Genomic DNA, 11,996 nt, shown 5'->3' on the forward strand with positions numbered 1-11,996 from the left:
CATTCATTTTTATGAAGCTAAACACTTCTGTTCCCGCCGTTTATTAAAATTTTACGAGGATGGAACGTAACTGAGATAGTTATGTCCATCCTCGTTTTTTTCTGTTTACTGTTATAAAATGAGTAGTAGTTCATATTTTTTCCGATTTACAAGGAAATCATTTCTCTAAATCGGAAATTCTCCGATTTCTATTGACGAAGAGAAAATACTCTGCTAAATTAGTTCTTGTCGTCAAATCGTAATTTTCCGATTTGTCAAAAACAGGAGAAGAGGATTGCGTATGAAAAAATTTGGGCTGCTAGTCAGCGTATTTGCAGGAATGTTATTGTTAACTGCTTGTGGCGAAAGGAAAACAAGCTCTGATTCAGACAAACTACAAGTGATGACCACTTTTTATCCAATGTATGAATTCACCAAACAGGTTGTAGGAGAAGAGGGCGAAGTAGAGCTTTTAATTCCTGCGGGCACAGAACCTCATGATTATGAACCTAGTGCAAAGGATTTAGCAAAAATCAGCAATGCAGATGCATTTGTCTATAATAGTTCTGAACTTGAAACATGGGTGCCAAATGTAAAGAAAAATTTAGGTGAGAATTTAATTATTGAAGCGGCTAGCACAATTGATCTTGAAGCAGGGGAAGAAGATCATGATCACGAGGGAGAAACGCAAGGACATCATCATGAGCTTGATCCTCATGTGTGGCTAGATCCTGTTTTGGCAGTGAAAGAAGTAGAGAATATTTGTGATCAGTTAAGCAAAAAGTATCCTGAGCAAAAAGAAAATTTTGAAAAAAATGCGCGTATTTATATTACAGAATTAGAAAATTTAGATAAGGAATTTAAAGAAGCGTTTGAAGGGGCCAAAAATAAAACCTTTGTGACACAGCATGCTGCATTTGGTTATTTAGCAAGACAGTATGGACTAACACAAGAAGCAATTTCAGGTGTTTCTCCAGATCAAGAGCCTTCACCTAGCCGATTAGCAGAATTGAAGCATTATGTAGAAGAAAATGATGTAAAGGTTATTTATTTTGAAGAGAATGCCTCTTCAAAAGTAGCAGAAACACTTTCTAATGAAACAGGTGTTGAGCTTGCTGTACTAAATCCATTAGAAAGCTTAACAAATAAGCAGATCGAGCAGGGTGAAACCTATCTCACTGTTATGAAGAAAAATATTGAATCTTTGAAGAAAAGTATCCAATAAGTAGAAGAGGAGCTTAGTCATGCGTTATGTAGAAGTAGATGATCTAACATTTTATTATGATGACGAGCCTGTGTTGGAGAACGTTTCCTATCATGTAGATGCAGGTGAGTTTGTCATTTTAACTGGTGAAAATGGTGCCGCAAAATCGACGCTCATAAAATCCACGATAGGGCTGTTGAAGCCAACGAAGGGGACGATAAAAATTGCAGAAAAAAACGTCGAAGGTCAAAAACTTTCGATGGGCTATATACCTCAGCAAGTTGCTTCATTTAATGCGGGGTTTCCAAGTACTGTTTTAGAGTTGGTCCGTTCAGGCAGATATCCAAGAGATCGGTGGTTTAAGCCGTTGACAAAAAAAGATCATCAGCATGTGGAAAAGGCACTAGAAGCAGTGGGTATGTGGGAAATGCGTCACAAAAGAATTGGGGAACTATCGGGAGGACAAAAGCAGCGAATTAGCTTGGCGAGAATTTTTGCAACAGATCCTGATTTATTTATTTTAGATGAACCTACAACAGGAATGGATGAGAAATCACGAAAAGATTTTTATCGTCTGCTACGTCATAATGCACATGACCATGGCAAATCAATTTTGATGATTACACATGACCATGAGGACATCAAAGAATATGCTGATCGACAAATTCGGCTTGTTAGAAAGGAGGACTCTCCATGGCGTTGTTTTCATATGAATTCATGAGACTGGCCTTCTTGGCTGCCATTTTCATTTCAGGAATAGCCCCTATGTTGGGTGTCTTTCTGGTGATTCGCCGGCAGTCGCTGATGGCAGATACATTATCACATGTCTCTTTAGCAGGTGTGGCATTAGGCTTCTTTCTAAACTGGAATCCTGATGTAACGACTCTCATCATTGTAATCATTGCGGCAATCATTTTAGAGTATCTGCGAATGATCTATCGAACCTACTCAGAAATTGCCATCGCTATTTTAATGTCAGGTGGTTTAGCACTAGCTTTAGTACTGATGCAATTTAGCAGTGGGAATTCAGCAACAAGTATCCAATCTTATCTATTTGGTTCGATTATCACAATTACAAAGGGACAAGTTATTTTCTTAGGCAGTTTATTTGTTGTCATTGCTGCGTTGTTTTTCTTGTTTAAGAGACCAATGTACGTATTAACCTTTGACGAAGATGCAGCACATGTAGATGGTTTGCCGACACAATGGATGTCCATGCTGTTTAATGTTGTAACAGGAGTTGCTATTGCTGTCATGATTCCGATAGCCGGGGCTCTTTTAATTTCTGCGATTATGGTTTTGCCAGCAGCAATCGGTTTAAGAATAGGAAAAAGCTTTAATGCGGTGATTGCAATTAGTGTGGTCGTTGGATTTGTTGGAATGCTTAGTGGTTTAACAGGTTCATTTTACTGGGAAACACCTCCAGGAGCTACAATTACATTAGTGTTTATCGGATTGTTTTTAGTTGTGAATATAAGCAAACGGTTGATTATTGGAATACAAAGAAAAAAACATTTGGAAAAGTAGAGAAAAACGAAAGTTTTTCTCTATTTTTTTCTTAATTTTAATGAATAAGCCATTTTTTACAAAAATATAGAGAAAACACTCGATATTATTCGGATAAAGCCTTATAATGAAAAACGATAAACTATGAGAAGGAGTTGAATTGTGTGAAAGTTCGTCGAAGTGAACGATTAATTGACATGACGCAGTATTTACTTGATCATCCGCACGAATTGGTTTCATTAACTTATTTTGCTGCACGTTATGAGTCAGCAAAATCATCAATTAGTGAAGATTTAGCAATTATTAAAAAAACATTTAAGGAAAGAGGAACAGGTCGATTGGAGACAATCCCTGGGGCAGCTGGTGGTGTCCAGTTTCTTCCAGAGATGTCTTATGAGGAGGCTAAAGAGTACATTACTTCTTTAGCAGATCGTTTGTCTGAACAGGATCGTTTATTGCCAGGTGGTTATGTTTATCTTTCTGATCTTTTGGGTGAGCCAGAAATGCTTCGTCAAGTAGGTCGAATCATCGCTTCAAAATATTTAGGAAAACAAATTGATGCAGTAATGACTGTTGCTACAAAAGGAGTACCGATTGCGCAAGCAGTTTCTTACTATCTTAATGTGCCATTTGTTATTGTTCGTCGTGATTCAAAGATTACTGAAGGCTCAACCGTAAGTGTAAACTATGTATCAGGTTCATCTGAAAGAATTGAAAAGATGGAGCTGTCAAAACGCAGTTTAAAACGCGGGTCACGAGTTTTAGTTGTCGATGACTTCATGAAGGGCGGCGGAACAGTTAACGGAATGAAGAGCTTGATTGAAGAATTTGAAGCGGAGCTAGTAGGAATTACTGTATTTGCAGAATCGAAATTTCACGGAACACGTGCAATTGATGATTATACGTCATTATTGTATGTTGAAGATGTTGATACACAAACAAAAACGATTTCAGTTGTTCCAGGTAACTATTTTAAAGAAGCTTAGTTGAGTAAATACCTTTTGTTAACTATGCTAGAGATAGAGTGGATGCTAAATTATTTTTCACGAATGGTTCATAGATAAAATCCGTGCTTGCGACAGTTGGGTTGTCGCAGGCTTTTTTTGTGAAAAGTAATTGGTCTAGTTGAAAAATGGAAGTGTGTAAGCTACACTAAATAAGAAATAAAGAGGAAAAATAAAATAGGAGTGAACAAGATGGAAACTCGTTATGCAATCATCATGGCGGCTGGTAAAGGTACCCGCATGAAATCAAAATTATATAAAGTTCTTCATTCAGTAGCTGGAAAACCAATGGTTGAGCATATTATCAACCGAGTGGTAGAAACAAATCCTGCGGAAATTATTACGATTGTAGGCCATGGCGCTGAAATGGTAAAAGAGCAGTTGGGAAATCGAAGCAAATATGCCCTACAAGAGGAACAATTAGGAACAGGGCATGCGGTATTACAGGCAGAGCCCTTTTTAAAAGGAAAAGAAGGAACAACTCTAGTTATCAGTGGAGATACCCCTCTGTTAACTTCAGAAACTTTAAATAATTTATTTGAATATCACCAGGGAAAAAAGGCAAGTGCGACAATTTTAACTGCGCATGCTGAAAATCCAACGGGCTATGGTCGTATTTTACGAGATCATGTAGGTATTGTGAAGAAAATTGTTGAACAAAAAGATGCAACGATAGAAGAAGCACGTGTCCAAGAAATAAATACAGGAACTTACTGCTTTGACAATGAAGCTTTATTTGAAGCGTTGAATAAAGTTGAAACAAACAACGCACAAGGGGAATACTATTTAACAGATATCATTGAAATCCTAAAAAATGAAGGGAAAACAGTTGCAGCTTATCAGACGGATAGCTTTGAAGAGTCTTTGGGAGTCAATGATCGGATTGCTTTAGCCAATGCAAATAAGAGTATGCGCGAGCGTATCAATAATATGCACATGGTAAATGGCGTAACCTTTATTGATCCGGCCAATACGTATATTGATGAAGGCGTAAAAATTGGTTCAGATACATTAATCGAAGCAGGTGTTCACATTAAAGGAGAAACAGTCATTGGTGAAGACTGCTTTATTGGGGCAAATTCACAAATTGAAGATAGCGTTATTGAAGACAACGTTAAAATTCTTTCCTCTGTTGTAGAAAAAAGTTTAGTGCATTCTCATGCTGATGTAGGTCCGTATGCTCATCTTCGTCCAAAGGCTGAAATTGGCACCGGCGCACATGTGGGAAATTTTGTAGAAATCAAAAATGCAATCATTGGGGAGAAAACGAAAGTTGGCCATTTAACCTATGTAGGCGATGCTACCTTAGGAAAAGAAATTAACGTAGGCTGTGGGGTAGTATTTGTGAATTACGACGGGAAGAATAAGTACCGTACCAATGTAGGAGATCACAGTTTTATTGGTTCAGCAGCAAACCTTGTAGCACCTCTAGAAATCGCCGATAATACGTCGATTGCTGCGGGGTCTACCATTACGAAGGATGTACCAGAATATGCACTTGCTATTGCACGTGCAAGACAAGAAAATAAAGAAAACTATGCAAAAAAATTACCTTTTTTAAATGAGAGTTTCCATAAATAGCTTGATTTATCTGATAAAAATGACTAGTATTTATATGGAAGAATTGTTTGGGAATTTGTTGAAAGAAAATTTTTCAGACAGCTTAATTTGCCAACAAAAAGAAAGTGGAGGTCCCCATGTCGAAACATTACTTTGATCCAAGATTGAAAATTTTTGCACTAAATTCAAACCGTCCTTTAGCTGAAAAAATTGCAGCAGCTGTGGGTGTTGAATTAGGAAAGTCTTCTGTAACCCAATTTAGTGATGGTGAAATTCAAGTAAATATTGAAGAAAGTATCCGTGGTTCTCATGTATACGTGATTCAGTCAACAAGTAGCCCAGTCAATGACAACTTAATGGAGTTATTAATTATGATTGATGCATTGAAACGTGCGAGTGCAAAAACGATTAATGTGGTTATGCCTTATTACGGATATGCGCGTCAAGACAGAAAAGCACGTGCGCGTGAACCAATTACAGCTAAATTAGTTGCAAACATGATTGAAAAAGCAGGGGCAACACGCATGTTAACACTTGACTTACATGCTGTCCAAATTCAGGGATTCTTTGATATTCCTGTAGATCACTTGATGGGCGCGCCATTGATTGCAAATTATTTCTTGGAAAAGGGCATTTCTGGTGATGACGTAGTGGTTGTTTCACCTGACCATGGTGGTGTAACTCGTGCTCGTAAATTGGCAGAGTTCTTAAAAGCACCGATTGCGATTATTGATAAACGTCGTCCAAAAGCGAATGTAGCAGAAGTAATGAATATTATCGGAAAAGTTGATGGGAAGACATGTGTCTTAATTGACGACATGATTGATACAGCTGGGACGATTACGTTGGCTGCTAATGCATTGAAGGAAGCTGGCGCTAAAAGTGTCTATGCTTCTTGTACACATCCTGTATTGTCAGGACCTGCATTACAACGAATTTCAGATTCTGCAATCGAGCGCTTGGTTGTAACGGATTCTATCAATTTACCAGAGAACCGAAAAATTGAAAAGATTGATGAAGTAAGTGTTGGTGAATTAATGGGAGACGCAATTAAACGTATTCATGAAAATAAACCAGTAAGTCCACTATTTGAAACAAAAAAACAATAATCGAATGTGAAGAAGACCGGTTAGCTGAAGGATTCAGCAGCTGGTCTTTTTACCTTATCAAGTACAGGGGATTTTTGTTAATTCGTTTAGCTAGTTCTTAAGATGAATGTTCAGTTCTACAATGAATCATCTAAGGTACAAGAGATACATTTGTTGTGTCTGTTTATCGTGTTAGTGGGGAAATCAATTAAATTATCGAAAAAGAGGAGACAACAGAATAAAATACATAGACGAGAATGAACTATTTCCTTCTTTTGAGCAGATGTGCTATTATATGTGGGTAAGAATTATTAAAATTAAATAGAACACTATCACAAAGGGGAGCCTTCTTTGGCTGAGAATGAGGAAACTCTAAACCCTTCGTACCTGTATCGATCATTCGAGCGTAGGAATTGTGATGGAGTAATGATAATATTACTTCTCCTTTGTGACATTTGTTCTAGAAGGAGGAGTTTTTTTTGAACAGAGAATTAAAAGTGTGGATAGAGGGGACAATTATTGCGGCGCTTGCCATGGCATTATCTTTTATTCCTATCCAAATTGGTGTCAGCTTTTCGATTTCCCTAGGGCAAATTCCGTTGACCGTTTTTGCGCTACGCAGAGGCTGGAAAGCGGGCGTTATGTCAGGACTGCTTTGGGGGCTGCTTCATTTTCCAACGAGTCAAGTGTACTATCTGTCAGTTATTCAAGTACTAATTGAATATCCGATTGCATTTACTTTTGGCGGATTAGCAGGTCTTTATGCGATGAAGCTTCGCAAAGCAACATTAGAAGGTGATTATAAAAAAGGGCGTAGCTATATTCTTGCTGGTTCGTTTGCAGGAGGGCTTGCACGTTACTTTTGGCATTTTATAGCAGGAGTGGTTTTCTGGGGAAGTTTTGCAATGTGGGGATTCAGTCCGTTTCTTTACTCTCTAGTGATGAATGGGTTAAGTGGATTAGGGACTATTTTGGTAACGATAGTGGTTGCCTTGCTTATTTATCAAAAGTCACCAGAGCTGTTTATACCAAAAGAGATTCGCAGAGAGTATCACTTAGAAAAAGGAAAGTAAATCAAAAATATAATTATTTTTTTTCACTAAAGTATTAAATAAAAAAAGAATCTACCCAGATTCTTTTTTTATTTAATGTATTTTCGATAGTATTGTTTAAAATCATAAACAAAAAGGGAATAGATACTTGAGTGTCCACTTTCTAGATGAGAGAGTAGCTGTTTCTACAGTTTCAGGGAAGTGGCAGACGTTTTGAACATCTATTGTTTTTTCAAATTTTGTTTATTTTTTAACGCGACAGATAGCTCAAATAAAGCATACAAGACAATTGAAATGACTAAAGGATAGACGAATATTCCACCAATATACAAACTCAAGAACGCTGTGAGAGCAACAAAACTGATTAAAAAATTTCTGACTTTTTCCATTTTTCTTACCTCCAAATGTTTCTACTTGTTTGCTAAAAAATATGTATCTCATGCATTAATTATACTCTGTTCCAGTTATATTTCAATGAATAGTTATTAATTTAAAATTTTTAAAAATAAAAATTTAATAATTTTAATTATTATTTAGGGAGTAATTCCTCATTTTTGTACATAATAAATAGTTGAGAAAAAATTCAAGATAGATTCCTCGTTTGTTATAGTCATGCAATGTTCTAAAGAGATTCTACCTGATTAAGAAACAGCTGTTTTCAGACTAGAAGATTCTGTTAATACAAATTTACGAAAACATTAGAAGTGACAAGCACTAAGGCGTGTGAGGAATCTGGTTTCTACTTCCTTTTAGTTGTCCATTTAATAAGTATTCCGCTTTTTGAATCATAAAATACCTCTTATTTTCTCCGCTATTGGGAAAAATAAGGCAAGACATAAGAGAGACAGGTGTCCCACTCATTTCTTACCTTGTATATTGGGCGAATAGTAAGTCTTCATGACTTTTTTCTAGCCGCCATCTTCGTTTATTCGACTGATAAATTAAAGTTGCCAATAAATTTTCTTCCTGATAACGGGAGCCTTTTATTTTCCATAAATAGTCTTCTACTACATAAATAGGAATACGATACTCTTTATCAATAAGTTCTGTTTGCTCGAAAGAAAAAACAACGCCTTCTTGGAGAATCCCCCTCATATCTTTGAGTAGATCACTATCAAGTTTTTCAACAGAGACCCCTTTTCGAAAGAAGGTTTTTCGATCATTTAATTTTTCTAAAACAATTCGTGTTAGTTTATCGGCAAGGATGCGATAAAATTCATCCATGTAGCGGTAGTAGACACGAGTCATATCTTCATTAAAATCAAAATATACAAAATTATTTTGCAATTTATAAAAAAATGGAGAATGGAGATGCGTTTTCATGTGACCAAAATAAAGTAATTCAGAAATTTCTAACGGGGTAAGTTCTTTTAACATAGCGATATCAGTGAAATCAATCCATTTTAAAGAGCTGCTTTGACGTTTTCGATAGATTTCATCAAAGTAGGCAGTTACCTCCTCTGTTCCCCGAAGGACCTTTAGCCCTGTATGTGTATCATATTCACCATAATCTGCTACAGGATCTAATAATAACAGGTTTTTGGGCTGGTGAACGATGCCGCGTACAAAATCAGAAGCGTGGATACCATGAGAGACAACCGCATTACTAATCGGATCTATATGTATATAAATTTTTTTCGTCATCTCATTCACCCCTTCTACGTAGCTAGTTTCATTTTACAACACTATGGCAGAAATTGCTTGTTTCTTTTACTTTAAGATTCTATTACAAAATAGTGATTTTCTAGGGAATTTTCAAATTATTTCTGTCATTTTTGAATCATTTTTTCTCATAAAAAAATTGAATAAATAACTAGAAACATATAGGTGGTTTTTTTTAGTATTTATGATAAGATAAAAACGATATAGAGGGGAGATCATATGAGAAATAAGAAGAAACGTTCTAGATTATCTAATTGGATTATAAACATATGTTTAGTTCTACTATTATTAGTAGGGTTAGCCTTAGTGTTCAATAATCAAATTAAGAACTATTTAATTAAGATGAATGGGGAAAATTATGCGTTATCCTCTTTAACGAGTGATGAACTAGAAAAGAATATGAAGATGGATACGACCTTTGATTTTGATTCGGTCAATTCCATTAGCACGGAAGCTGTTTTTAAAGCGCAGCTTGCTAATAAACGGTTACCTGTCATTGGTGGAATTGCTATTCCGAGGGTGGAGATCAATTTACCTATTTTTAATGGACTATCAAATGAAGCCTTGCTTTGGGGAGCTGGGACGATGAGTCCTAACCAGGTAATGGGTGAAGGAAATTATGGATTAGCGAGTCATCGCGCCTATGAGCCAGATTTGTTATTTACACCATTGGAAAATATGAAAAAAGGCGATACGATTTATATTACCGATTTGAAAAATATTTATACGTATAAAACCATTGTTAAGCGCCAAGTAGAACCAACCGAAGTAGAAGTGTTGGATGAAGTAGAAGGGAAAAAGCTGATTACGCTAATTACCTGTGCGGAGATTGAAGGAATCAATCGGATTGTCGTTCAAGGAGAGTTGGAATCAGTGACACCTGTAGAAAAAGCAACAGAGGATATGAAAAAAGCCTTTGAATTAGAACAAAAAACATATTAATAGTGAAGGAGGACAGAGAAACGAATCAATGTTGCTTTGTCCTTTTTTTGTCGGGATCAACGGATATTTGCTATACTGGTAAAAAGAGGTGAGCCAAGCATGAATTTTCAAAAAGTCTACCCTTCAGAGAAATCGAAGCTTCTTTCCAAAATACAAAAAAGTCAATTACTATGGCCGTTTTATTCAGAACATTCACGCGCCAAGAGAGTCTTCCTTCAAGAAATAATGAATGGGCGTGCTTGGCAGATAAAGGAAAGCGAACGAGTCGTTAGTTTCCTTTGCTTTTCCAGAGTGAAACCGGGGGAACCATTAATAGTGACAAATGCACTATTTCTAGATAGTCAGATGGGATGGAAACAGAGTCTTCTGCATCTAGAAAAAGTTGCTAAAAAGCAGTTTTGTTCTGAGATAGTATTTGAGTTTCCTGGCGATTCCTTACAACTGAAATTTTTAATTGAACAAGGATATCATCAGACGGGCACGCAATTTCAAAAAGAGCTTTCTTATCATACAGCATTGGTTCTTGGTGGAGGGGGTGCACATGGAAGCTATCAAATTGGAGTATGGCAGGCATTAAAAGAGTTAGGGATTACTTTTGAGCTTGTAACAGGGACTTCTGTAGGTGCATTAAACGGAGCGTTTGTTTTACAGGATGACATTAAAGTAGCTAAAAAAATGTGGCAATCCTTATCTACGGAAGCAGTGATGAGTTTTCCTGCTGCTGCAAGAAATAATCAAACGATACGGGAGCTGATTTGGCAAATTGCTTCTTTAACAACTACGGCTATTCGTCAAAAAGGAGTCTCTACTCAACCTTTGCGTAAATTGTTAGAAGCAGCGATTCGACAGGACAAGATAGAAAGCAGCCCTATTCGATTGTTTGTTGTGGCAACAGAGATGAGCGCACTAAAAGAAACCGTTGTAGAGATTAATAACGTAAAGCCAGATCAAAGAGTAGAGTGGTTACTAGCCTCCGCTTCCTTTTTTCCAGCGATGCAGGCAACAGAAATTGATACGTTCTCCTATATGGATGGCGGGTACAGAAATAATTTGCCAGTAGATGTGGCTATCCAAAATGGGGCAACAGAATACATTGCAATTGATATTAAAGGGCCTGGAATTACCAAGCATACTCGATTACCAGAAACGGTTGTTTCTACTTCGCTTCACAGCCCTTGGGAATTAGGAACATTTTTAGTGTTTGACGCGACACGTTCCCAACAAAATTTACAGTTAGGATACCTGGAAACGTTAAAAAAGTTTGGCCAATTGAAAGGGCATTGGTATGCATTTGAACAGACAAAGGATATAGAGATATTATGGACTGGTTTTTGGCGAACTATACAAAAAGAGGGCTGCTTTAAAGAAAAAGATTTAATGGAAAAAAATATTCTGCATAAACTGCGTAAGTTATATAAAGACAGGGTGACAATAGAAACAATGGGATTGGCGTTTATTGAACTTGCGGCAAAGTCATTTCAACTTTTACCAACGAAGGTGTATACTATCAATCAGTTAAAAGAAGAAATGAAGGGAAAACAACAACAGCCGCAGAGCAACGAGCTTGGTGTTTTGTCGGTTCAAGAATGGCTAGATAGATTTAAGGAAGAGACCTATGTCTTTTCGGAAAGAAATCAATTAAGATCTTTAAAAAAGGTATTGTTGGAGACAGAAGTTCTGTCAAAAAAACCGCAGGACATACAAAAAATAGTGCAAAGACAGCCAATTCAATTGCTTCTTGTTTTATTTATTGATTATTTAATGGAGGGAACTACATGGTAAAAGAATTTTCATATGAGATTGTTGAAGAAATTGCTGTATTAAGCGAGAATCCAAAAGGTTGGAGAAAAGAGTTAAATTTGGTGAGCTGGAATGGACGACCACCAAAATTTGATATTCGTGACTGGGCACCAGAGCATGAGAAAATGGGAAAGGGTGTTACGCTCACAAATGAAGAGTTTGAGCTACTGCAAAAAACAATAAAAACAATGTAAAAGGA

The 11,996-nt window shown here is 36.7% G+C and carries 12 protein-coding genes and 1 riboswitch; of the genes, 10 read left to right on the top strand and 2 right to left on the bottom strand.

Going from position 1 to position 11,996, the window contains the following annotated elements:
• The first annotated feature begins 280 nt into the window (after window positions 1-280).
• The 7 genes from I589_RS16915 (at window position 281) to thiT (ending at window position 7,414) form a co-directional block, all read left to right on the top strand.
• Window positions 281-1,204 carry a metal ABC transporter substrate-binding protein gene (locus tag I589_RS16915; protein ID WP_010766908.1) on the top strand — a complete coding sequence of 308 codons (924 nt, stop codon included), beginning with the start codon at window positions 281-283 and terminating at the stop codon, window positions 1,202-1,204.
• A gap of 19 nt (window positions 1,205-1,223) precedes the next feature.
• Window positions 1,224-1,904, top strand: a complete 681-nt coding sequence (locus tag I589_RS16920; RefSeq protein WP_010766909.1) for a metal ABC transporter ATP-binding protein — start codon at window positions 1,224-1,226, stop codon at window positions 1,902-1,904.
• Window positions 1,877-2,710, top strand: coding sequence for a metal ABC transporter permease (locus I589_RS16925; RefSeq protein ID WP_010766910.1), 834 nt, complete (start codon window positions 1,877-1,879; stop codon window positions 2,708-2,710). Before I589_RS16920 ends, I589_RS16925 begins: the two co-directional genes overlap by 28 nt.
• A 143-nt stretch (window positions 2,711-2,853) precedes the next feature.
• Window positions 2,854-3,675, top strand: a complete 822-nt coding sequence (gene purR / locus I589_RS16930) for a pur operon repressor (RefSeq protein ID WP_010766911.1) — start codon at window positions 2,854-2,856, stop codon at window positions 3,673-3,675.
• 210 nt (window positions 3,676-3,885) lie between these two features.
• Entirely contained in the window at window positions 3,886-5,274 is a 1,389-nt protein-coding gene (gene glmU, locus I589_RS16935; protein WP_010766912.1) for a bifunctional UDP-N-acetylglucosamine diphosphorylase/glucosamine-1-phosphate N-acetyltransferase GlmU, read from the top strand.
• Window positions 5,275-5,390: 116 nt separating this feature from the next.
• Complete coding sequence (locus I589_RS16940) at window positions 5,391-6,362, top strand: ribose-phosphate diphosphokinase (RefSeq protein WP_010766913.1); 972 nt, start codon at window positions 5,391-5,393, stop codon at window positions 6,360-6,362.
• A gap of 307 nt (window positions 6,363-6,669) precedes the next feature.
• Window positions 6,670-6,771, top strand: a riboswitch (TPP riboswitch).
• A gap of 103 nt (window positions 6,772-6,874) precedes the next feature.
• Window positions 6,875-7,414, top strand: coding sequence for an energy-coupled thiamine transporter ThiT (gene thiT / locus I589_RS16945; RefSeq protein ID WP_245561639.1), 540 nt, complete (start codon window positions 6,875-6,877; stop codon window positions 7,412-7,414).
• Between the two features lie 200 nt (window positions 7,415-7,614).
• On the opposite strand, the gene I589_RS18405 is transcribed toward thiT, so the two are convergent.
• Both I589_RS18405 and I589_RS16950 read right to left on the bottom strand, forming a co-directional pair.
• Window positions 7,615-7,782, bottom strand: a complete 168-nt coding sequence (locus I589_RS18405; RefSeq protein ID WP_010766915.1) for a hypothetical protein — start codon at window positions 7,780-7,782, stop codon at window positions 7,615-7,617.
• A gap of 475 nt (window positions 7,783-8,257) precedes the next feature.
• The gene (locus I589_RS16950) at window positions 8,258-9,037 is read right to left on the bottom strand and encodes a hypothetical protein (protein WP_010766916.1); all 780 of its coding nucleotides are present in this window, start codon (window positions 9,035-9,037) and stop codon (window positions 8,258-8,260) included.
• Window positions 9,038-9,274: 237 nt separating this feature from the next.
• Between I589_RS16950 and I589_RS16955 the strand changes: the two genes are divergently transcribed.
• From I589_RS16955 to I589_RS16965, 3 genes are all read left to right on the top strand, one after another.
• Window positions 9,275-9,997: a class A sortase gene (locus I589_RS16955; RefSeq protein ID WP_010766917.1), complete on the top strand. Its 723-nt coding sequence runs from the start codon at window positions 9,275-9,277 to the stop codon at window positions 9,995-9,997.
• Window positions 9,998-10,096: 99 nt separating this feature from the next.
• Window positions 10,097-11,779 carry a patatin-like phospholipase family protein gene (locus tag I589_RS16960; RefSeq protein WP_010766918.1) on the top strand — a complete coding sequence of 561 codons (1,683 nt, stop codon included), beginning with the start codon at window positions 10,097-10,099 and terminating at the stop codon, window positions 11,777-11,779.
• On the top strand, window positions 11,773-11,991 hold the full coding sequence (locus I589_RS16965; RefSeq protein WP_010766919.1) for a YdbC family protein: 219 nt from the start codon (window positions 11,773-11,775) through the stop codon (window positions 11,989-11,991). Before I589_RS16960 ends, I589_RS16965 begins: the two co-directional genes overlap by 7 nt.
• Window positions 11,992-11,996: the final 5 nt, after the last annotated feature.

Origin of the sequence: Enterococcus phoeniculicola ATCC BAA-412, assembly GCF_000407505.1 — a bacterium.
GTDB lineage: Bacteria > Bacillota > Bacilli > Lactobacillales > Enterococcaceae > Enterococcus_K > Enterococcus_K phoeniculicola.

Coding starts and splice junctions, on each gene's coding strand:
- thiT (WP_245561639.1), top strand. CDS start 6,875: ATGGCATTATCTTTTATTCCTATCCAAATTGGTGTCAGCTTTTCGATT.
- I589_RS16920 (WP_010766909.1), top strand. CDS start 1,224: ATGCGTTATGTAGAAGTAGATGATCTAACATTTTATTATGATGACGAG.
- I589_RS16965 (WP_010766919.1), top strand. CDS start 11,773: ATGGTAAAAGAATTTTCATATGAGATTGTTGAAGAAATTGCTGTATTA.
- I589_RS16925 (WP_010766910.1), top strand. CDS start 1,877: ATGGCGTTGTTTTCATATGAATTCATGAGACTGGCCTTCTTGGCTGCC.
- I589_RS16940 (WP_010766913.1), top strand. CDS start 5,391: ATGTCGAAACATTACTTTGATCCAAGATTGAAAATTTTTGCACTAAAT.
- I589_RS16960 (WP_010766918.1), top strand. CDS start 10,097: ATGAATTTTCAAAAAGTCTACCCTTCAGAGAAATCGAAGCTTCTTTCC.
- glmU (WP_010766912.1), top strand. CDS start 3,886: ATGGAAACTCGTTATGCAATCATCATGGCGGCTGGTAAAGGTACCCGC.
- I589_RS16955 (WP_010766917.1), top strand. CDS start 9,275: ATGAGAAATAAGAAGAAACGTTCTAGATTATCTAATTGGATTATAAAC.
- I589_RS16950 (WP_010766916.1), bottom strand. CDS start 9,037: ATGACGAAAAAAATTTATATACATATAGATCCGATTAGTAATGCGGTT.
- I589_RS18405 (WP_010766915.1), bottom strand. CDS start 7,782: ATGGAAAAAGTCAGAAATTTTTTAATCAGTTTTGTTGCTCTCACAGCG.
- I589_RS16915 (WP_010766908.1), top strand. CDS start 281: ATGAAAAAATTTGGGCTGCTAGTCAGCGTATTTGCAGGAATGTTATTG.